This window comes from Amycolatopsis sp. NPDC005232 (assembly GCF_040607795.1).
Classification (GTDB): domain Bacteria; phylum Actinomycetota; class Actinomycetes; order Mycobacteriales; family Pseudonocardiaceae; genus Amycolatopsis.
The window spans coordinates 13,411-34,369 of record NZ_JBEXHL010000016.1 but is presented as its reverse complement, the minus strand read 5'-3'; the positions used below and the strand labels follow the sequence as shown (position 1 = coordinate 34,369).

Sequence of the window (20,959 nt, the reverse complement as noted above, 5' to 3'; positions counted from 1 at the left end):
AGGCGGCATGACCACCGCCGACGCACTCCTTCCCGCGGAGGCGGCATGAGCACCGGCTCGCTGAACGCACGCCGGCGCGAACGTGAGCTGGACCGGCTCACGAACGGTGAGCGAGTCGATGTCATAGTGGTCGGCGGCGGCGTCACCGGCGCCGGTATCGCGCTCGACGCGGCGGCCCGCGGATTGTCGGTCGCGCTGATCGAGGCCCACGACCTGGCGTTCGGCACGTCACGCTGGTCCAGCAAGCTCGTGCACGGCGGCCTGCGCTACCTCGCGAAGGGCGAGTTCGGCCTCGCGCACGAAAGCGCTGTCGAGCGCGGGATCCTGATGACGCGCACGGCGCCACACCTCACGCGCGCGATGCCGCAGCTGTTCCCCTTGTACCCCAGCACTTCCCGCGCGCAGCAGGCTGTGATCGCCACCGGTCTGCGCGCGGGTGACGCGCTGCGCCGGACCGCGCGCACGCCGTCGTCGGTGCTGCCGAGGCCCCGGCAGATCCCGGTGGCCGAGGCCGTGGCGCTGGCCCCGGGCCTCGCGCCCGCCGGTCTGCGCGGCGCGTTGCTCGCCTACGACGGCGCCCTCGTCGACGACGCGCGCCTGGTCGTGAACCTCGCCCGCACGGCCGCGATGCTGGGCGCGCGGATCCTCACGCACCTGGAAGCCGTGTCGCTTTCGGGCACCGGCGTGCGCGTGCGTGAAGGCTCGGCGGAGTACGACCTCCACGCGCGCCAGGTCGTCAACGCGACAGGTGTCTGGGCGGGCACGCTCACCGACGCCGTGCGGCTGCGGCCGTCGCGCGGTTCGCACCTGGTCCTCTCGCCGGGCGCCGCCGCGGTGGGCGGGACGTCGGTGAACGTCGCCGTGCCAGGAGAGAGCAACCGGTTCGTCTTCCTGCTCCCACAGGTCGACGGCCGCGTCTACTTGGGACTCACCGACGAGCCCATCGAGGGTGAGATCCCGTCGGTTCCCGAGGTTCCGGAGTCCGATGTGGACTTCCTGCTGTCCGTGGCGTCCTCGGTGCTCGCCCGGCCGCTGTCCCGCGCCGACGTGATCGGCTCCTACGCCGGCCTGCGTCCTCTGGTCGCCGGCTCCGCCGGCAGCAGCGCCGATCTTTCGCGCAAACACGCCGTGGTAACCGGCACCGACGGCGTACTCACCGTGGTCGGCGGCAAGCTCACCACCTACCGCCGCATGGCCGAGGACGCCGTCGACGCCGCACTGGTGCACTCGGGCCTGCACGCCGGGCCGTCGCGCACCTCGCGGTTGCCGTTGCTGGGCGCCGCCCCGCGCGCTCGGCTGTCCCTTGTGGACGCTCCGGCCCGCCTGGTCGCCAAGTACGGCACGGAAGCTCCCCGCGTCGCCGCCCTCGGCGAGGTCGACCGGACGTTCGCCGCGCCCCTGTTCGACGGCACGCAGATCACCGCCGCCGAGGTCGTCTGGGCCGTCCGCCATGAGGGCGCACTGGACGTCGAAGACGTGCTCGAACGCCGCACCCGCCTGTCGCTCGTCCCCGCCGAAGCCGACGCCGCGCGCGCCCGCGTGGCGGAGCTCGTGGAAAAGGCCCTGTCCGGACTGTCCTGAACACCGGGAGAGGACACGCGCCGTTCGCTAGAGTTGGCGGCGCGCGGCTCACCACTGTCCACACAGGTGTTCGGAGAGGGGGCGGTTTTGCCCGGAGGAGCACTCGAGATCGACGCGATCTCCAAGCGCTACGGCCGCAAGCTCGCCCTCGACGGCGTGACCTTCGATGTGCGGCCGGGTGAGCTGTTCGGCTTCGTCGGCAGCAACGGCGCCGGCAAGACCACCACCATGCGGATCGCGCTCGGCGTGCTCGCGGCCGACTCCGGGGAGGTCCGCTTCGCGGGCGAGCCGGTGACGCACGAAACCCGCACGCGCTTCGGGTACATGCCCGAGGAGCGCGGTTTGTACCCGAAGATGAAGGTGCTCGACCAGCTCGTTTTCCTCGCGGAGCTCCACGGCCTGAGCACCAACGACGCCCACCGCGCCACCGAGCTGTGGCTCGCGCGGCTCGGGCTGGGCGAGCGCCGCAAGGACGAGGTGCAGAAGCTCAGCCTCGGCAACCAGCAGCGCGTGCAGCTCGCGGCCGCGCTCGTGCACGACCCCGACGTGCTGGTGCTCGACGAGCCGTTCTCCGGCCTCGACCCGATCGCCGTCGACGTGATGAGCGTGGTGCTGCGCGAGAAGGCGGCCACCGGCGTGCCCGTGGTGTTCTCCAGCCACCAGCTCGACCTGGTCGAGCGCCTGTGCGACCGCGTCGGGATCATCCGCGACGGGCGCATGGTCGCCGTCGGCACGGTCGAGGACCTCACGCGCGGCGCCGGCAGCCGGCTCGTGGTCACGGCGCCGGGCGCGCGGCCCGGCTGGGCGTCGACCGTGCCCGGCGCGCGCGTGGTCGAGTCTTCCGGCGCCACGACGGTGCTGGAGCTGGCGTCGAGCGCCGATGACCAGGCCGTGCTCGCCGCCGCGCTGGCCACCGGGCCGGTCACGGAGTTCAGCCGGCAGCGGCGATCGCTGGCCGAGCTGTTCCGTGACGCCGTCACCCAGGGAGGCCCGGCGTGAGCCGCATCAGCGCCGCGCGGGCCGTGCGGCTCGTGGCGAAACGCGAGGTGAACACGCGGCTGCGCACGCGAGCGTTCGTGGTCAGCACGGCGGTGTTGTTGCTGCTGCTTGTCGGATATGTTGCGCTGCAGGCGTTTCTCCTCGGGTCCGCCACCACGACCAAGGTCGCGCTGACCGGTCAGGCACAAGGGATCGCGCAGCAGCTGCAGCTCGCCGGGAAGGCCGGCGGAGAGACGATCGACGTGGTCACCGTCGCGTCCGAACAGGACGGGCTCGCGCAGGTACGCAGCGGCGACGTCGACGCGCTCGTGTCCGGCAGCGCCTCGCGGCTGCGGGTCACCGTTGAGTCCACTGTGGACCCGACACTGCAACACACCCTCGACGGGATCGTGCAGCAGCAGGTGCTCGACGCGCAGCTCTCGGCCGCACACCTCGACCCGGTCGCCGTGCACCAGGCCGTGTCCGCGGCCCACGTCGACGTGCTGCCGCTGGAGCAACGCGATCCGCGGGCCAGGCAGAAGCTCGTGGTCGGCGTGGTCGTGGCGGTGCTGCTTTACCTGAGCATCATCACGTACGGGATGCTCGTGGCCCAAGGCGTGGTCGAGGAGAAGTCGAGCCGGGTCGTGGAGATCCTGCTGGCGGCCGTGCGGCCGTGGCACCTGTTGCTGGGCAAGGTGATCGGACTCGGGCTGGTCGGGCTGGCGCAGCTCGGGATCCTCGCCGTGGTCGGGCTCCTCGCGGCGCTGGGCACCGGTGTGCTGGGGTCGATCTCGGGCATCGCCGTCGGCGCCGTGGTGTGGGGCGTCGTGTGGTACCTGCTCGGTTTCCTGCTCTACGCCATGATCTACGGCGCGGCCGGCTCGCTCGTCTCGCGCCAGGAAGACACACAGACGGTGGCGGCGCCGGTGAACATCGCGCTGGTCATCGGGTTCGTCGCGGGCATCAACCTCCTCACGCAATCGCCCGACGGCGCGGCGACGAGGATCCTCTCGCTCATCCCGCTGCTGTCGCCGATCCTGATGCCGGCGCGCATTGCCACGGGCTCGGCCGAGCTGTGGGAGATCGTGCTGTCACTGGTGTTGACGGCGGCGCTGATCGGCCTCGTGACGTGGGTCGGGGCGCGGATCTACCGCAACGGCGTGCTGCGCGTGGGCAGCCGGGTGAAGGTGCTCGAGGCCCTGCGCGGCTGACAGAGCGCTGATGACAGTGCACGAATGACAGTGCACGAATGACCCTGCGCGGCTGACCCTTAGGTAGCCGAGCCCGGGTTTCTCCCCGATGGCAGGTCGTTCGCGAGTCGAAAGACTCGCTGTCATGAAGAGAAACCCGCTGATCCGCATCGCCGCGGCCGCGAGCGCCGCGCTGCTGCTCACCGCCGCCGTGACCCCGGCCGCGCTCGCCGAGCCCGCCGCACCGGGACATTCAGCGCCGGCGCGTTCCACGCTGCCGCCGATGAACCCGGCCTCGCTGGCGGGCGCCATCGCCGGCCTGCCCAACGCCCAGGCCACCGGCGCGCTCGTGCAGGTCCGCGGCTCGGCCGGCGCGTGGAGCGGCGTCTCCGGGACAGCCGACCTGAGCACCGGGGCGCCCGTCCCAGCGAACGGGCACTTCCGCATCGGCAGCATCACCAAGACGTTCACGGCCGTCGTCGTGCTGCAGCTCGCCGCCGAGCACCGCCTCGACCTCGACGCGCCCGTTCAGCGCTACCTACCGGGCCTGCTGCCCGCGAACTATCCGCGGATCACCGTCGCGCAGCTGCTCAACCACACCAGCGGACTGCCCGGCGTCGACCTGCCCGAGGATCCACAGTGGATCGTCGACCACCGATACACCGTCTTCACCCCGCAGCAGGTGCTGGCCACGGCGTTCCAGCACGACCTGGTCTTCGCGCCCGGCACGAACCAGCAGTACACGAACACCAACTACCTCGTCGCCGGGCTGCTCGTCGAGAAGCTCACGCACCACTCCTACGGCGACGAGGTGCGCGACCGCATCCTGCGCCCGCTCGGCCTGCGCGACACCTCCGTGCCCGGCAACGACCCGAACCTGCCCGCGCCCTACGCCCACGGCTACCAGCTCGTGAACGGGCAGCTCGTGGACCTGACCCGCATGAACCAGTCCATCCCCTGGGCCGCGGGCGAGATGATCTCCACCACCGCCGACCTCGACAATTTCTTGATCGCCCTCTTCCAGGGCCGGCTGGTGCCGAAACCCGTTCTGCAGCGCATGTTCACCGTGCCGGCCGTGACCACCTTCGGCACCGACGACCCCGCGATCTACAGCCAGGGCCTCATGACCGAGACCGTCAACGGCGTCACCGTCTGGGGCAAGACCGGCAGCCGTTACGGCTACACCAACGGCATCTGGGCCACCCGCGATCTGCAACGCCGGGTCGTCTACTCGATCAACACGACCGACAAGGACTTCGACGGCCAGCCGGAGATCGTGCAGAAGCTCGCGCTCGCGATCGCCGGTCTCTGACCCTGAGTGGACGGCCCGGTCCGGGGGTACGGGCCGTCCACTCAGGACCTCAGCACCTCAAGAGCCCGTGATCGCGCCATACCGCTGCAATGCCACCTGCCGCTCGTGCGCGTGATCCACCAACGGCTCCGGGTAGCCCGACGGCCGCTCCTTCAGCTTGTGCACCGCTTTCCCCGCCACCCCACGCAGCTCCGGCACATAACGCCGCACATAATCCCCGTCTGGATCGAACTTCTCCCCCTGCGTGGTCGGGTTGAAGACGCGGAAGTAAGGCGCCGCGTCGGTACCCGAGCCCGCGACCCACTGCCAGTTCAGCTGGTTGGACGCGAGATCGCCGTCCACCAGATGACGCATGAAGTGCCGCGCGCCCCACCACCAAGGCAAGTGCAGGTCCTTCACGAGGAAGCTCGCGACGACCATCCGGACCCGGTTGTGCATCCAGCCCTCGGCCAGCAGCTGGCGCATGCCGGCGTCGACGATCGGGTAGCCGGTGCGGCCGGCGCACCACGCGTCGAACGCGTCCGAATCGGAGTCGTGGTCCATGCGGTCGAAGCGAGAGTCGTAGTTCTCACGGGCGGTTTCGGGGCGGTGCCACAGAACATCCGAGTGGAACTCGCGCCAGCACAGCTCCGAGCGCAGCGCCTGGGCGCCGTCGCTGGAATCACCCGACAAGTCGGCGAGCATCGTGCGCGGGTGAATGGCTCCCCAGCGCAAGTAGGGCGACATCCGCGTGGTGCCCGGACGGTCCGGGCGGTCGCGGTCGGTGGCGTAGGAACGCACGCCCGAGTCCAGGAAATCGTGCCAAGCCGCGAGTGCCGCCGGTTCGCCGGGCGCAGGCAACGCCATCTCCCCGAGGTCCGGAAGTGCGGGGAGCTTCCGCGACGCAGCAGGCGTCACCCAGTCCACAAGGGACGCACCCGTATCCGCCGGCCGCCGCCAGCCGTGCCGTGTCCACGCGCGGTGGAACGGCGTGAACACCCGGTACGGATCACCGTCCGGTTTGGTCACCCGCCCCGGCGCCACCGCGTAGGGCGACCCGGTGACCACCCACGAAATGTCGTGCTCCGCCAAGGCTTCCGCCACGGCAGCGTCACGGCGCCGGCCATAAGGACCGGCATCGGCGCTGACGTGCACCGCCGAAGCGCCCACCGACCGCGCCACCCGCACGACTTCCCGCACCGGATCGCCGTGGACCACCATCAGCCGGCCGTCCAGCGCGGCGTCCAGCGATTCCAGACACCCCAACAGAAACGCCCGTCGCGGCGCGCCCGATGGCTTCAGCAGCTTCTCGTCCAGCACGTACAACGCCAGCACCGGCTCGGCGGCCTCCGCGGCCGCCAGCAGCGCCGCGTGGTCGCCGAGCCGCAGGTCTCGCCGGAACCACAGCACGCTCGTCATACCCGCCAACGCTAAACGCCCCGCCGTGCGGCTGCACGGCGGGGCGTTCAGAACAGTCCAGAGCGGGAACTCAGCGCTCCGAGATCGACTTGTAGTCGCGCGACGCGTGACCGGTGTAGATCTGGCGCGGGCGCCCGATCTTGGTCTGCGGGTCGTTGATCATCTCGCGCCAGTGCGCGATCCAGCCGGGGAGCCGGCCGAGCGCGAAGAGCACGGTGAAGAACTTCGTCGGGAACCCGAGCGCCCGGTAGATGAGGCCGGTGTAGAAGTCCACGTTCGGGTACAGCTTGCGCTCGACGAAGTAGTCGTCGGAAAGCGCCGTCTCCTCGAGCTTCTTGGCGATGTCGAGCAGCTGGTCGCCGCCCGCGATCTTGCCGAGGATCTCGTCGGCGGTGTTCTTGATGATCTTCGCGCGCGGGTCGTAGTTCTTGTAGACCCGGTGCCCGAAGCCCATGAGCTTGACACCCTTTTCCTTGTTCTTCACGCGGTTCACGAACGAGGCGACGTCGCCACCCTCGTCGCGAATGCCCTCGAGCATGTCGAGAACGGCCGCGTTGGCACCGCCGTGGAGCGGGCCGAACAGCGCGTTGATGCCCGCCGAGATGCTGGCGAACAGGTTCGCCTCCGACGAGCCGACCAGACGCACCGTCGACGTCGAGCAGTTCTGCTCGTGGTCGGCGTGCAGGATGAACAGCAGGTCGAGCGCCTTGGCGACGGCCGGGTCCACCTCGTACGGCTCCGCGGGGAAGCCGAAGGTCATCCGCAGGAAGTTCTCCACCAGGCCCAGCGAGTTGTCCGGGTACAGCAGCGGCTGGCCCACGGACTTCTTGTACGCGTAGGCAGCCAGGGTCGGCACCTTCGCGAGCAGGCGGATGGTGGACAGCTCCACGTTGGGCTCGTCGAACGGGTTCAGCGAGTCCTGGTAGAAGGTCGACAGCGCCGAGACCGCGCTCGAGAGCACGGGCATCGGGTGCGCGTCGCGCGGGAAGCCCGAGAAGAAGGCCTTGAGGTCCTCGTGCAGCAGCGTGTGCCGCTGGACCTTCTCGGTGAAGTCGGCGAGCTGGGCCTCGGTGGGCAGCTCACCGTAGATGAGCAGGTAGGACACCTCGATGAAGCTGGACTTCTCGGCGAGCTGCTCGATCGGGTACCCGCGGTAGCGCAGGATGCCCGCATCACCGTCGATGTAGGTGATGGCCGACGACGCGGCACCGGTGTTCACGAACCCGGGGTCGTAAGTGATGTACCCCGTCTGCGCGAGCAGCTTCCCCAGCTCGATCCCGGGTGCGCCCTCCACCGGGTGGACGACCTTGAATTCGTGCTCGCCACTCGGCAGGCGCAGCGTCGCGGTTTCGCCGCCGGACTGCCCCGCATTCGTCGCGTCGGACATGCAGGTCCCTCTCACGTTGGCACGGGCCGGCGGCGCCTGTACGTTCCACAGGTAGCCACGTGTTCACGCGAGGAAACACGCGCCTCGCTGCACACCGCCCCGCTGGGGTATGAATTCCCCCCTACGCTAGTCGAAATAAGGGTGTGCGCGCAGCCGCTGCGTTGCCCTCAATAGCCCCTTTGGGACCAGGTTCACACGGTGGAAGCCATTTCCCGCGCCGTCGGCGGCTCCGCGCCGCTGCGCGAGACGGTGATCGAGGCCGCTTTCGCGGCGTAGCCGAGAGCCTCGCGCCACGCGTCGGCGTCGAGTGCGGCCAGGTCACGGACCTCGCGGGTGTGCAACCACGCCAGCAGCGCGCCCTGAACGGTGTCGCCCGCCCCGATCGTGTCGAGGACCGGTACCCGCCGCGAAGGCACGTGGGCCAGCTCACCTGCGGCGGTGATCACGGACAGCCCTTCGGCGCCGCGGGTCAGGACAACCGCGTCCACACCGGACTCGACCCACGTCTTCGCGGCCGCCACCGGATCGGCTCCTTCGGTGAGCCACGCCGCATCGTCGTCGGAGATCTTCAGCAACCGGACATCGGGCAGCCACGACGCGAACCGTGCGCGGTAGGCGGCCGGGTCGGCGATGAGCGCCTCGCGGATGTTCGGGTCGAGCGCGGTGAGCGTGCCGCGCGCGGCCTCGCGGCTCAGCATCGCTTCGTATGCGCTGGCGCCGGGCTCCAGCACCAGGCCGAGCGTGCCGAGCGAAAGGGCGGTGGCGTCGTCGGGCAGCGTGCCCGGGTCGGTCACGAGCCGGTCGGCCGTGCCCTCGACGTAGAAGGTGTATCGAGCGGCACCCGTTTGGTCCAGTGCCACCACGGCGAGCGTGGTCGGCTCGTCGCCGCGCTGCAGCAGCGAGGTGTCCACGCCGGAGTCGACGAGCCGGTCGACGAGCGCGACACCGAACCGGTCGGTGGACACGCGGGACAGGAACGACGCCGGCACACCGAGCCGCGCGGCGGCCAGCGCGACGTTGTAGGGCCCACCGCCCAGCCGTGGCAGCAGAGCGCGCAGCCCACCGTCCACATTGGAGTCAAGCAGTTCACCCGGAACGAGGTCGACCAGCGCCTCTCCACCCACCACGATCACGAGCGCGAGTGTAGAGGACGGTTTCGTGACAAATCCTGTCCTCAGTCCTTGTTCAACCCACCGAGGAGGAGCTCACCGAGCGCGGTGAACGCCTCGGCGTCGGACACGTCGGTGCGGCGTCCGAGCACGCCGGTCTGGATGCCCTCGACGATCAGCCCCGTCATCTCGGCGACGAGGCGGGCGTGCACGTCGCGGAACACGCCGTCGGCCACGCCCTTGTCGATGAACGCGCGGATGCGGCGGGCGGCGGCGCGGCTGTTGAGCTGGTAGGTGTCGCGGGCCGGCTCGAACTGCGCGATGTCGGTCATGAAGGCGGGCGACGCGCGATTCAGGTGCTCGGAGACGCCAGCGAGGTACTCCCCGATCAGCTTGCGCGCGTCGTCGATGCCCTCGATGCGGGTCTCGATGCGCTTCGCGGCACCCCTGAAGAAGTGGGCGACGACCTTCACCGCGAGCTGTTCCTTGCTGGGGGCGAGCGCGTAGAGGGTCGACTTGGAGCAGCGCAGGCGGGCGGCCAGGTCGTCGAGCGTGAAGCCGGCGAAACCCTCCGCGAGGAACAGCGCCTCGAGCTCGGCGAGCAACGCCTGCTGCCGCGCCGTCGGGCGACGTCGGGCTTCGGGGTCAGACGGTACTGCCATCGGGGGGCCACCAGCTTTCCTGATCGCGTCACTATCCCTCATTGACGCGGGACAGCTCCCACCTCCGTACGGTACTCTCAAACGGCCCCCAGTACTGTTTTCAGTACTCCTGCCACTGGAGGAGCCATGCCGGCGGAACGTTTGCTGCCCACCCCCGAGGCCGAGGACCTGCTCGCGCTGGTCAGGGAGATCGCGCGCGACGAGTTGAAGCCCCGCGCCGCGGCGGCCGAGGAGGCCGAGGAGTTCCCGCGCGACGCGTTCACACTGCTGGGCAAGTCCGGGCTGCTGGGGCTGCCATACGCCGAGCGCTGGGGTGGCTCCGACCTGCCGTACGAGGTGTATCTGCAGGCGCTGGAGGAGATCTCCGCTGCGTGGATGACCGTCGGCGTGGGGCTGTCGGTGCACACGATGTCCTGCTACGCGCTGGCCCACTACGGGTCCGACGAGCAGCGCTCCCGCTGGCTGCCGGACATGCTCGGCGGCGCACTGCTGGGCGCGTACGCCCTGTCGGAGACGCAGGCCGGCTCCGACGCGGCCGCTTTGTCGACCCGCGCGCGCCGCGACGGCGACGACTACGTGGTCAACGGCACCAAAGCCTGGATCACCCACGCCGGCGCCGCCGACTTCTACACCACCATGGTCCGCACGAGCGACGACGGCGGCCACGGCATCTCGTGCCTGCTCGTCGACGCCGCCACTGCCGGTCTGTCCGCGGCTCCTCGCGAACGCAAGATGGGCCTCACGGGCTCCCCGACGGCGCAGATGATCTTCGACAACGCGCGAGTGCCGGTCTCCCGCCGGATCGGCGACGAGGGTTCCGGCCTGAAGATCGCCCTGTCGTCTCTGAGCTCCGGCCGCCTCGGCATCGCCGCGTGCGCCGTGGGCCTGGCACAGGCCGCGCTGGACGAGGCCGTGGCCTACGCCAAGGGCCGCACCCAGTTCGGCAAGCCCATCATCGAGTTCCAGGGCCTGGAGTTCCTGCTCGCCGACATGGCCGCCACCGTCGAATCCGCCCGCGCGACCTACCTCGACGCCGCCCGCCGCCGCGACCGCGGCCTCGACTTCCAGCGCCAGTCGTCCGTCGCGAAGCTCGTCGCCACCGACGGCGCCATGCAGGTGACCACCGACGCCGTCCAGGTCCTCGGCGGCGCCGGCTACACGCGCGACTTCCCTGTGGAGCGGTACATGCGCGAAGCGAAGGTCCCGCAGATCTTCGAGGGGACGAACCAGATCCAGCGGATGCTGATCGCGAGGGCGCTGAAGGCTGCCTGACCCCCGCTTCGTGGGTGCTGCCGGCCGAAGCGGGCAGCACCCACGCGCAGGTCAGCGGGTTTCGCGGTACCGGCGGTCCGCCGCGACGCCCTCGCCCGTCGACTCGTCGTAGTGGTAGACATCGCGGCCGCGGACGAAGACGCGCAGGGCGCGGTTCATGACATCCAGCGGGTCGCCCGACCAGAGGACCACGTCGGCGTCCAGGCCGGGCGCCAGGGAGCCGATTCGGTCGTCCAGGCCGAGCATCTCGGCGGGGTGCACGGTGAGCGAGCGCAGCGCCGTCTCGGGGTCCAGGCCGTCCTTCACGGCGAGGGCGGCCTGGTAGACGAGGAAGTTGATCGGCACCACCGGGTGGTCGGTGGTGATGGCGATCTTCACGCCCGCGCGCGCCAGGATGCCGGCCGAGCGCAGGGAGCGGTTGCGCAGCTCGACCTTGGACTTGGTGGTGAACAGGGGGCCCAGGATGATGGGCACGCCGCGTTCGGCCAGCAGGTCGGCGATGAGGTGGCCCTCGGTGCCGTGGTTGATCACGAGTTTGTAGCCGAACTCGTCGGCCAGCCGGATGGCCGTGACCATGTCGTCGGCGCGGTGCACGTGCTGGTCCCAGTACAGCTCGCCGTCGAGGACCTTCGACAGCGTCTCGTGCGTCAGGTCGACCTCGTGCGGCTTGCCTTCCGCGAGGGCGTGCTCGCGCTTGGCCTGGTAGTTGCGGGCCTTCGTGAACGCCTCGCGCAGGATCGCGGCCACGCCGAGGCGGGTCGACGGCGTCTGCTTCTTGTCGCCGTACACGCGCTTCGGGTTCTCGCCCAGTGCGCTCTTCACGCTCACCTGCTCGGCGAACGTCATGTCCAGGATGCTGCGGCCCCACGTCTTCACGCCGATGGTCTGGCCGCCGATCGGGTTGCCCGACCCCGGCTTGATCACCACGCTCGTGACGCCGCCGGCCAGCGCGTCGTCGAAGCCCGGCTCGTACGGGTCGATGCCGTCGACCGCGCGGAAGCGCGCGCCGTTCGGGTCGGTCATCTCGTTGGTGTCGTTGCCGGCCCAGCCTTCGCCGTCCTCGTGGACGCCGAGGTGCGCGTGCGCGTCGATGAAGCCGGGCAGAACCCAGCTGCCGGACGCGTCGACGAGCTCGGCGTCCTCCGGTACGTCCACGTCGGCGGCGGCGCCGACCTGGACGATCCGGCCGTCTTCGATGAGCACAGTGCCGTCTTCGATGGGAGCCGAACCGACGGGGACGACGTAGCCCCCCACAATCGCCTTAGAAGCCATAGTTTGACACGCTAACGAATTGCCGCCGGCGCCCGCTCGCGGGGTTTCTCCAGGTAGATGAGCTCGTAGTCCGCCTCGGGGCTGCGGTGGGTCTCGCGGTAGCCCAGCTTCGCGTACAGCCGCAGCGGCCCGGCCGAGCGTTCGCCGGTGAACAGCCGGAACCGCGTGACCTCCGCAGGGGCCAGCTCCTCCGCCGCGAGCAGCAAAGCCGTGCCGAGGCCCTCGCCCTGCCGGTCCGGCGCCACGGCCAGCCGGCCGACCTCGCCGACGTCGCCGTTCACCCGGACCCGCACCGTCGCGATCAGCCGCGAGCCGGCGCGCACACCCCACACCGGCAGCGACGGATCGGCGAGCGCCGCGCGCACGCTCTCCAACGGCTCCACCAGCGGCGGGAGCTCGAAGTTGTCGTGCGCGCGGGCCTCGCTGAGGTACGCGGCGCGCTGCAGCGTGAGCAACTCACCGGCGTCGGCCTCGGTCAGCAAGTCGGGCGGCACCGTCACGGAACGCGGATGCCCCAGCTGCCGGTCCACGACGTCGCGGGCTCCAGCTCGATCAGGTCGGTGCCGGTGTTGAGCGCGTCGGCCGGGCAGGTCATCGGCTCGAGCGCGACGGCGCGGCCACGGCCGGTCAGGTCGTCGGGCGTGAACACCTGCACCCAGCGGAAGTCGGGACCGGTCCAGACCACCAGCCGCTGGTCCTCGTACGAGAGCACGTGGTGGTGGGTGCCGTCGTCAGCAAGGGAAAGCGACCCGAACGCGGTGTCGAGGTCGACGCCCGCGAGCACCTGGCCGCCGCGGAAGTCGTACTCGGTGTCCGCGACATCCTGCTCGTCCGCGTACGGCATCTGCTTGTCACCGACATACGGGCGCACGCGCGAAGCCGGCAGAGTGAGCGTGAGCTCGTCGGTCGGCACGTCGCCGATGCGGAAGTACGGGTGCGTGCCCACGCCGACGCCGATGGGTTGCTCACCCTCGTTGCGGATCTCGTGCGTGATCGTGAGCTCGCGCGGCTGCAGTTCGTAGGTGATGGTGGCGCGCAACGGCACCGGCCAGCCCGGCTGCACCTCGACGGCGACCGCGAGCGTGATCGACGATTCCGCGTGCTCCAGAAGCTCCCACTCCTTGTGGCGAGTGAGACCGTGGATCGCGTTGCCACGCGCGGCTTCCGTGATCTCCAGCTGCTGCTTCTCGCCCTGGAACTCCCACTCGCCGCCCTTCGTGCGGTTCGGCCACGGGAGCAGCACCTGGCCGAGGCCCTTCGGCGGCATCTCGTCGGCCGCGTACTCCTCGACGTAGGGCACGCCGCCGACCTCGAACGCACGCAGGCCGGCACCGATCTCGGTGACGATGGCGCGCGCGTTGCCGCGGGTGATTTCGAACTGCTCTCCGGTGGGGTTGGCCATGCCGCAGACATTACCGGCGGACACCACGTGGATGCGGCCGGTCAAACTAACTAGACCGGTCGTCATAGTTCGAGCTACGGTGAGCCGCATGGTCCGCCGCACCGACTCCCGCCGCCGCATGCTCGACTCCGCCGCCGAGCTGTTCCAGGCGCAGGGTTACCACGCCACCGGCCTCACGCAGCTCGTCGCCGCGGGCGGAGCCCCGAAGGGCTCGCTGTACTTCCACTTCCCCGGCGGCAAGGAGCAGCTGGCGGCCGAGGCCGTACGGCTGTCGAGCGAACGGGTGGCCGACGTGCTGACCGCCGTGGTCGCGGCCGCGCCGAACCCGGCTTCGGCGATCGACGCGTTGGTCGACGCCCTCGCCGCCTCGCTCACCGAGTCCGGCTTCCGGCGCGGGTGTCCACTTGCGACAGTCGCGCTGGAGGCCGCCGCGGAGAGCGAACCGATCCGCGAGGCCTGCCAGGACGGTTACGCCGGCTGGCACACGCGTCTGGCCGAGTACTTCACCGCCCAGGGTCTTGCGGTTGACCGCGCTGCGTCCCTGGCCACGGTGGCGCTCGCGTCGATCGAAGGCGCGCTGCTGTTCGCCAAGACCCGCCGCGACGTAACGCCTCTTCGCGACATCGCCGCCCACCTGCACACCACCGTCGAGAGGGAGTTCGCCTGATGCGCGTGCACCACCTGAACTGCGGCACCATGACCCCGATCGGCGGCCGCCTCGTCGACGGCCGCCCCGGCCTGTTCCGGCACGCCACACTCGTGTGCCACTGCCTGCTGCTCGAGACCGACACCGGCCTTGTCCTGATCGAGACGGGCATGGGCACGCCCGCCGTCGCCGACCCGGAACGCTGGCTGGGTCGCCGGTTCCTCACCCTGTCGAAGCCCATGTCCCGGGCCGCGGAAACCGCCGTGAGCCAGATCCGCGCCCTCGGCTTCGACCCGGCCGACGTGCGCGACATCGTGCTGACCCACCTCGACCTCGACCACGCGGGCGGCCTCGTCGACTTCCCGCAGGCCCGTGTGCACGTCTACGCGGCCGAACTGGCGGCCTACCACGCGGGCAACAAGCGGTACCGGCGCGTGCAGTTCGCCCACGGTCCACAGTGGACGCCCTACGAAGACGCCGGCGACGACTGGTTCGGCTTCTCCGCCGTCCGCGAGCTCGACGGCGTGCCCGACGTCGCGCTGATCCCCCTGGCCGGCCACACCACCGGCCACGCCGGCGTCGCCGTGCACACCGACACCGGCTGGCTCCTCAACGCCGGCGACGCCTACTTCTACCACTCCGAAATCGACGAACCGGCCCGGATCCCGCCGGGCCTGAAGCTGTTCGAACGGTTGGTGCAGACGGTGCCCGAGCAGCGCATCGAGAACCAGCAGCGCCTCCGCGAGCTGCGGCTGACAAGCGACGTCACCATCTTCGCCGCCCACGACCTCACCGACTTCGAACGCCTCAGCCAGAGGACCCGGACATGAGACCCGAACTGCTGAACGAGCTCGCCCAAGGCCTGCGCCCGCTGGACGAAGGCGTGGCCTTGTTCGAATCCCTCGACCAGCATGGCCGCCGCACCGCACTGAGCCGACTGCAGGAGTACTGCAGTCAAGCCAGGGCAACCGCCGACGACGTGGCGGAGGCCGCTACTCGGGTCGGGCTGAAGCCAGGCAACACCGCGGTGGTGGTCGCGTTGGCCGGACGGATACCCGAACCGATGGCGGTCCAGCTACGCAAGCTCACCGAGCTGCGCCCGCCCGACCAGCAGCGCAGTGCGTTCCGCCTCCTCGTCGGCCTCCTCAGCGTCGCGGACGAGCGTCGTCGACAGCGCTGCGGCGGCGATTGCACTCACTGGTGGCACCACCCGCCTACCCCACGCTCTCCGAACGGCGGTCAAGACCCCGCTTGACCAACCAGTTCACGAACCACAGCACCACACCCACCCCCAGCAGGATGGCCGCCACGCGGTAGTCGCTCGCCGGGCGGCCCGACAGCGGGCTCACGAGGTAGAGGCAGAAGATCGCCGCGAGCACGGGGATCACGGTGGGTGCGCGGAAATGCTTGTGCGCCACCTTGTCCTTGCGCAGCACGAGCAGTGCGACGTTGACGATGGCGAACACCACGAGCAACAGCAACGCCGTGGTGCCGCCGAGCGCACTGATGTCCACAAAGGACACCAGGAGGATCGCGATGGCGCTGGTGAAGATGATCGACACCCACGGCGTGCGGCGCGTCGGGTGCACGCGGCCGAAGACCGACGGCAGCACGCGCTCGTTGGCCAGGCCGTAGAGGAGGCGGCTGGCCATGAGCATGTTGATCAGCGCCGAGTTGATGACCGCGAACAGGCCGATGGCCGAGAAGATTTCGCGCGGGAAGCCGGGGGCGCCGACGTCAAGCACGGTGAGCAGCGCGCTGCTCTTGGCCGCGGCCAGGTCACCGGCCGGGACGAGCAGCGAGGATGTGATGGACACCAGCACGTAGATCGTCGCCGCGATGACCATGCCCCAGAGCATCGCCTTCGGGAAGATGCGGACGGGGTCGTGGCACTCCTCGGCCATGTTCACGGAGTCCTCGAAGCCGACCATGGCGAAGAAGGCCAGCGAGGTGGCCGACGTGATCGCCACCAGCCACGTCTTGTCGGCGGTGTTGATCTCGACCAGCCGCGACGGCTCGCCGTCGCCGTTGATCACAGCCCACACCCCAACGCCGATGATGATCAGCAGGCCGGACAGCTCGATACAGGTGAGCACCGCGTTGGCCTTCACCGATTCGCCCACGCCGCGAAAGTTGATCAGTCCCAGCGCGATCACGAACACGATCCCGACCAGCACCATCGGCAGCTTCACGAACGCCGCCAGGTACGTCGCACCGAACGCGACCGCGGCCGACGACGCCGACGTGATGCCGGAGCACATCACCGCGAACGCGACCATGAACGTCAGGAACGGCACCCCGAACGCCTTGTTCGTGTACAGCGCGGCGCCCGCGGCTCGCGGGTACTTGCCGACCAGCTCCAGGTAGCTGAACGCGGTCATGAACGCGACCACGAACGCCAGCAGGAACGGCAGCCACAGCGCGCCGCCGACCCGGCCGGCGACCTGGCCGGTCAGCGCGTAGATCCCCGTACCGATGATGTCGCCGACCACGAAGAACAACAGGAGCTTCGGCCCCATCACGCGTCGGAGACCCGGCCCACCCACCTGCGGACCGTCCGCCCTAACGTCCGTCATGGGCGAATAGTCTGCCTTGTCCGGCTGACTCGCGAAAGTCAGATGGCGGTGACAGCCGTTTTGACCAGCGGAACCATCATCTGCTGGGTCATCTTCACCGGACCGGTGTAGTTGACGAGCACGGGCACACCCTTGGCGATCTTGGCCGTGGCGAGCGTCGCGGTCTTCTGCTCATCGACGTAGTACACGGCGCCGTTGGCGAAGCCCGGCACGTCGACGGCGCCCGGCTTGGCCTTCTTGATCGCCGCGACCATCTCGGCCGGGTTGGCCTGGCGGCCCTCGTAACGGGTCACGGCCAGCGCGCCGGCCTGCTTGTCGCCGACGAGGTACTCGCAGCTCGTGGCTTTGCCGCCGTTGCCGGCGTTCTCCTGGTTCGGGCCGACCTTCGACGTGACGCCGGGGATCTTGATGGCGTTGCCGACCTCGCCGGCCGACAGGAGCGAGCACGTCGAACCTGGCGGCGCGGGCGTCGTGGAAGACGGTTTCGGCGGAGCGGCCTGCTGCTCACCCGAGGAGCAGGCAGTGAGCGCGGCGGCGGTGAGCAACAGGGCGACCGGATAAACACGCATGCCCGGCATGCTAGGCCGTTCGGACTAGTCCCCCGCGACCGGTTCGGCGCCCTTGGCCGCGACCGGCTCCGGCTTGGCCTCTCCCGTGGGCGCGCGGTAGCGCCAGAACGCGGGCAGCACCAGCATCGCCGCGAGCACCAGCACGATCACCAGCAGCCCACCGCCCGTCGCGGCGGCTTCGGTGCCCCACTCGGCGCCGGCCCAGCCGTGCGTCAGGTCGGCCAGCCGCGGCCCGCCCGCGACGACGACCGTGAACACGCCCTGGAGGCGGCCGCGCATCTCGTCGGTGGTGGCGGTCTGCAGGATGGCCTGGCGGTAGACGGAGCTGACCATGTCGGCGCCGCCGGCCAGCGCCATGAAGATCACCGCGAGCCACAGCGAGTGCGCGAGCCCGAACGCCGCGACCGCCGCACCCCACAGGCAGATCGAGACCACGACGGCCACGCCCTGCCGCGAAACGCGGTGCAGCCAGCCGGAGAACAGGCCGATCAGCATCGCGCCGGCCGGGAGTGCCGCGTAGAGCAGGCCCAGCGCCGGACCGCCGCCCGGCGGGTCGCCGAACGTGCGCTCGGCCATCTCCGGGATCAGCGCGCGCGGCATTCCGGCGACCATCGCGATGATGTCGGCGACGAACGACGCCAGCAGCACCTTCTGCTTGGCCAGGTAGCGGAACCCCTCGACCACATCGCCGAAGCCCGCGCGCCGCGACGGTCCGTTCAGCGGCGGGATCGGCGGCAGCCGCCACACGGAGATGAGGGTGATCAGCAACGCGCACACGTCGACGAGGTACAGCGTCGACAGGCCGATCACGGGGATCAGCGCCCCGCCGAACAGCGGCCCGAACACCGCGCCGAACGTCGACATCGTCGTGTTCAGCGCATTCGCCGACGGCAGCAGTTCAGGCGGCACCAGCCGCGCGACGACGGCGCCGCGCGTGGGCATGTTGATCGCGAAGAACGCCTGGTTGGCCGCGAGCAGCACCAGCACGAGCGTCACGGAGTGGAAGTTCGCGAAGGCCTGCAACCACAGCAGCGCAGAGGAGACCGCCACACCGATGTTCGTGACCAGCAGCAGCTTCCGCCGGTCGACCGCATCAGCGATCGCGCCGCCCCACAACCCGAACACGAGCAGCGGCACCAGCGCCACGGCCCCGGTCAGCCCCACATACCCGGACGACCCCGTCAGGTCGAACACCTGCTTCGGCACCGCCACGGCAGTCAGCTGCGACCCGACCGCGGTCACCGCCGTCGACATCCACAACCGCCGGAACGCCGGAATCTTCAACGGCCGCGTATCGACCACGATGCGCCCGAGGACTCCCCGCGCCCCCCGACGAGGGCGCGCCGCCCCCGGATCAGAACTCACGACTCACTATCTTAGCCGCGCTAACTATCGCCCCGCGGGTGATTTTGATCGCCGACCACACCGCCCGAAATGCCGCTTTCAGTAGAGCTCACCCACCACAACCCGACAGCCGAACCCACCTACCCCACGGCCACCGATGCACCCAACTCACCGTGCACCCAGACCCGCCCCTGCACCTCGATCCCCGCGCCCTTCACAGAAACAATCAAAGATCGGGGTGCCCACCGCTCACCGCAACGGCGACGAACCCACCCGAAGCAACCAGCGGACACTCGGCAACGGAAAACCAGATCAGGGAGCCAACCTCTCCACCAGCCACCCATCATCCGTCCGCCTGAACCTCAACCGGTCATGCATCCGGTCTTCCCGCCCCTGCCAGAACTCCACAAAATCAGGCCGGATCCGCCAGCCACCCCAGTGCGGCGGCGCCGGAATCTGCTCCACATCTCCGAACCGCCGCTCGATCCCGCGCAGCGCGTTCTCCAACGCCCGCCGGCCGTCGACGATCCGCGACTGCGGCGAAGCCCAAGCCCCAAGCTGAGACCCGCGCGGCCGCTGCGCCCAGTACGCAGCCGTCTCCGCGGAGCCGACCTTCTCCACCTCACCCCGCACCGTCACCTGCCGCTGCAGCGAGTACCAGGGGAACGTGGCCGACGCATACCGTGTGGCCGTGAGGTCGTGACTCTTCGCCGACGTGTAGTTCGTGTAGAACACCACGCCGCGTTCGTCCAGCCCCTTGCACAGCACCGTGCGCGACGAGGGGTGACCCTCGTGATCCGCCGTGGCGAGGACCATCGCGTTGGGTTCGGCGACGCCTTCGGAGATCGCCTGGCCCAGCCAGTTCTGCAGTTGCTCGGTCCAGGTGGCCGCGAGCGCCGTCTCGTCGAACGGAGCGCCGTCGTAGGCCACCCGCATCCCGGGCAGCCGGACCACCGCGTCGGCTACGTCGGCCACCTCGTCGGTCTCCGGCATCATGGCCCCAACCTCCGTACCCCTGGTGAGGGTGTCGACTCATCGGTATCCGGAGACGGTATTGGCTCCCCAGCTGCGGCGAAACCCACCGAACGGTGACTCCTGCCACCCTCACCGGACCGGGTGGCGTAACCCGCGGTTAACCCCGTGGTCCCGAATCGATCAAGATCGCGTGATCGCCGCCAGCATCAACCCCCGCAGCTCGGTGCCGACGTCCTCTACCGGCAACGGCGGTTCGTGCGCCTGCCATTCGCGCAGCAGACCCGTGGCGGCGCCGACGAGCGCGATCGCCGTGAGCCGGTAGTCCCGATCCGGCGCGGCGCCGGCTTCGGCCGCGCGGCGCGCCTCCGTCTCGATGAACGTGGCCCAGCGGTCCACCCACACCTGGTGCTGCGCTTCCAGCTCCGGGCTCACGCCCACGGCCTCGACGTAGTTCAGCCGTGGCATGCGCGGGTCGATGGTCACGGTCGCGACGAAGACGTCGAGCAGCTTCGCGATGCGCGTCATCGCGTCGGCGTCCTTGACCTCCTCCAGCGCGGCGGAGACGTGCGTGAGCGCGAGCGAGTTGATCCGGTCGTGCAGAGTCCGCAGCACCTCTTCCTTGCTGCCGAACTCCTCGTAGAAGTTCCGGGTGGACACCCCGGCACGAGTACACAACTGGGTGATCTTCGCCTGCCGGAAGCCCGTCGAGGTGAACAGCTCCAGCGCGGCCGTCAGCAGCCGCTCCCGGCGCTCGGCGCGTCTCTGCTCCGGCGGGACGCCACCGTAGGTACGGGCCACCGGCCCTCCTTCCCGCCGCGCGCCGCCCAAGGGCGACACCGGCGTCCATCTTGTGAAAATCCCAATTACCGATCGAACGGACGCGGGAGCGCTCGAAAATTGATTCCGGTAATCGCGGTGGCCACTCCGTCGAGCATTCACGAAACGCGGCCCACGCGCACGGTCCGGCGGACGGTCGCGCCGTCGAACCCGCGGCGATCACGGTATCGAGCAGCGGAACACCGGCTCGCGCAGGCCCCACCACAGGCGATCACCGAAAGCTAAGTCGTTGCCACGCCTGGGAATCGTCCCTGCACCTCGCGCTTGAACACTGTTCTGCACCGGTGCGTCACGGCGGCACGCGCCGATCCGCGGTCCGGCGTGCGCGACACAGCGCGGACGCCGCCGCGCGCTCGGTACCGACGTGGACTGGCAGGGCTTCCCCTCGCTGGAACACCGTGTCGGCGTTCCCGGTCGACGTGCGCTGGCTGGGCACGAAGTTTTAGCAG

At 69.9% G+C, this 20,959-nt stretch carries 20 protein-coding genes; 8 read left to right on the top strand and 12 right to left on the bottom strand.

Going from position 1 to position 20,959, the window contains the following annotated elements:
* The first annotated feature begins 45 nt into the window (after positions 1-45).
* The 4 genes from ABZU76_RS28310 to ABZU76_RS28295 all read left to right on the top strand — a co-directional run bounded on the left by ABZU76_RS28310 (position 46) and on the right by ABZU76_RS28295 (position 5,061).
* On the top strand, positions 46-1,581 hold the full coding sequence (locus tag ABZU76_RS28310) for a glycerol-3-phosphate dehydrogenase/oxidase (RefSeq protein WP_354874775.1): 1,536 nt from the start codon (positions 46-48) through the stop codon (positions 1,579-1,581).
* An 87-nt stretch (positions 1,582-1,668) separates the two neighbouring features.
* Positions 1,669-2,580 carry an ATP-binding cassette domain-containing protein gene (locus tag ABZU76_RS28305; RefSeq protein ID WP_354874773.1) on the top strand — a complete coding sequence of 304 codons (912 nt, stop codon included), beginning with the start codon at positions 1,669-1,671 and terminating at the stop codon, positions 2,578-2,580.
* Entirely contained in the window at positions 2,577-3,770 is a 1,194-nt protein-coding gene (locus ABZU76_RS28300; protein WP_354874771.1) for an ABC transporter permease, read from the top strand. Before ABZU76_RS28305 ends, ABZU76_RS28300 begins: the two co-directional genes overlap by 4 nt.
* 124 nt (positions 3,771-3,894) lie before the next feature.
* A complete protein-coding gene (locus ABZU76_RS28295; protein WP_354874769.1) occupies positions 3,895-5,061 on the top strand; it encodes a serine hydrolase domain-containing protein in 1,167 nt (388 codons plus the stop codon).
* Positions 5,062-5,118: 57 nt separating this feature from the next.
* Here the strand turns inward: ABZU76_RS28295 and ABZU76_RS28290 are convergent, their stop codons facing one another.
* The 4 genes from ABZU76_RS28290 to ABZU76_RS28275 all read right to left on the bottom strand — a co-directional run bounded on the left by ABZU76_RS28290 (position 5,119) and on the right by ABZU76_RS28275 (position 9,617).
* Positions 5,119-6,459, bottom strand: coding sequence for a deoxyribodipyrimidine photo-lyase (locus ABZU76_RS28290; RefSeq protein ID WP_354874768.1), 1,341 nt, complete (start codon positions 6,457-6,459; stop codon positions 5,119-5,121).
* 70 nt (positions 6,460-6,529) lie between these two features.
* Entirely contained in the window at positions 6,530-7,846 is a 1,317-nt protein-coding gene (locus ABZU76_RS28285) for a citrate synthase (protein ID WP_220244560.1), read from the bottom strand.
* Positions 7,847-8,037: 191 nt separating this feature from the next.
* Positions 8,038-8,979 carry a carbohydrate kinase gene (locus ABZU76_RS28280; protein WP_354874765.1) on the bottom strand — a complete coding sequence of 314 codons (942 nt, stop codon included), beginning with the start codon at positions 8,977-8,979 and terminating at the stop codon, positions 8,038-8,040.
* Positions 8,980-9,020: 41 nt separating this feature from the next.
* Entirely contained in the window at positions 9,021-9,617 is a 597-nt protein-coding gene (locus tag ABZU76_RS28275; RefSeq protein ID WP_220244562.1) for a TetR/AcrR family transcriptional regulator, read from the bottom strand.
* Between the two features lie 126 nt (positions 9,618-9,743).
* On the opposite strand from ABZU76_RS28275, the gene ABZU76_RS28270 reads away from it, so the two are divergent.
* Positions 9,744-10,889 (top strand): acyl-CoA dehydrogenase family protein, encoded by a 1,146-nt coding sequence (locus ABZU76_RS28270; protein WP_354874763.1) that lies wholly within the window; start codon positions 9,744-9,746, stop codon positions 10,887-10,889.
* 51 nt (positions 10,890-10,940) lie between these two features.
* Here the strand turns inward: ABZU76_RS28270 and ABZU76_RS28265 are convergent, their stop codons facing one another.
* Genes ABZU76_RS28265 through ABZU76_RS28255 form a run of 3 tightly spaced genes read right to left on the bottom strand, consistent with a single transcriptional unit; the run spans position 10,941 to position 13,563 of the window.
* Positions 10,941-12,161 carry an amidohydrolase gene (locus ABZU76_RS28265; RefSeq protein ID WP_354874761.1) on the bottom strand — a complete coding sequence of 407 codons (1,221 nt, stop codon included), beginning with the start codon at positions 12,159-12,161 and terminating at the stop codon, positions 10,941-10,943.
* A gap of 11 nt (positions 12,162-12,172) precedes the next feature.
* Entirely contained in the window at positions 12,173-12,691 is a 519-nt protein-coding gene (locus ABZU76_RS28260) for a GNAT family N-acetyltransferase (RefSeq protein WP_354874759.1), read from the bottom strand.
* The gene (locus tag ABZU76_RS28255) at positions 12,658-13,563 is read right to left on the bottom strand and encodes an aldose 1-epimerase family protein (RefSeq protein WP_354874757.1); all 906 of its coding nucleotides are present in this window, start codon (positions 13,561-13,563) and stop codon (positions 12,658-12,660) included. The genes ABZU76_RS28260 and ABZU76_RS28255 overlap by 34 nt, the downstream gene beginning before the upstream one ends.
* Positions 13,564-13,651: 88 nt before the next feature.
* Between ABZU76_RS28255 and ABZU76_RS28250 the strand changes: the two genes are divergently transcribed.
* Genes ABZU76_RS28250 through ABZU76_RS28240 form a run of 3 tightly spaced genes read left to right on the top strand, consistent with a single transcriptional unit; the run spans position 13,652 to position 15,464 of the window.
* The gene (locus tag ABZU76_RS28250; protein ID WP_354874755.1) at positions 13,652-14,230 is read left to right on the top strand and encodes a TetR family transcriptional regulator; all 579 of its coding nucleotides are present in this window, start codon (positions 13,652-13,654) and stop codon (positions 14,228-14,230) included.
* Positions 14,230-15,039 carry an MBL fold metallo-hydrolase gene (locus ABZU76_RS28245; RefSeq protein WP_354874754.1) on the top strand — a complete coding sequence of 270 codons (810 nt, stop codon included), beginning with the start codon at positions 14,230-14,232 and terminating at the stop codon, positions 15,037-15,039. Before ABZU76_RS28250 ends, ABZU76_RS28245 begins: the two co-directional genes overlap by 1 nt.
* Positions 15,036-15,464, top strand: a complete 429-nt coding sequence (locus tag ABZU76_RS28240; protein ID WP_354874752.1) for a DUF5958 family protein — start codon at positions 15,036-15,038, stop codon at positions 15,462-15,464. Before ABZU76_RS28245 ends, ABZU76_RS28240 begins: the two co-directional genes overlap by 4 nt.
* On the opposite strand, the gene ABZU76_RS28235 is transcribed toward ABZU76_RS28240, so the two are convergent.
* The 5 genes from ABZU76_RS28235 to ABZU76_RS28215 form a co-directional block, all read right to left on the bottom strand.
* The gene (locus ABZU76_RS28235) at positions 15,424-16,785 is read right to left on the bottom strand and encodes an APC family permease (RefSeq protein ID WP_354874750.1); all 1,362 of its coding nucleotides are present in this window, start codon (positions 16,783-16,785) and stop codon (positions 15,424-15,426) included. The two genes, ABZU76_RS28240 and ABZU76_RS28235, sit on opposite strands and share 41 nt — an antisense overlap.
* A gap of 38 nt (positions 16,786-16,823) precedes the next feature.
* Positions 16,824-17,354: a hypothetical protein gene (locus ABZU76_RS28230; protein WP_354874748.1), complete on the bottom strand. Its 531-nt coding sequence runs from the start codon at positions 17,352-17,354 to the stop codon at positions 16,824-16,826.
* Positions 17,355-17,378: 24 nt separating this feature from the next.
* Positions 17,379-18,719, bottom strand: a complete 1,341-nt coding sequence (locus ABZU76_RS28225; protein WP_354874746.1) for an MFS transporter — start codon at positions 18,717-18,719, stop codon at positions 17,379-17,381.
* 291 nt (positions 18,720-19,010) lie between these two features.
* Positions 19,011-19,694 carry a pyridoxamine 5'-phosphate oxidase gene (pdxH, locus tag ABZU76_RS28220; protein ID WP_354874744.1) on the bottom strand — a complete coding sequence of 228 codons (684 nt, stop codon included), beginning with the start codon at positions 19,692-19,694 and terminating at the stop codon, positions 19,011-19,013.
* 159 nt (positions 19,695-19,853) lie between these two features.
* Positions 19,854-20,471 (bottom strand): TetR/AcrR family transcriptional regulator, encoded by a 618-nt coding sequence (locus ABZU76_RS28215; RefSeq protein WP_354874742.1) that lies wholly within the window; start codon positions 20,469-20,471, stop codon positions 19,854-19,856.
* Positions 20,472-20,959: the final 488 nt, after the last annotated feature.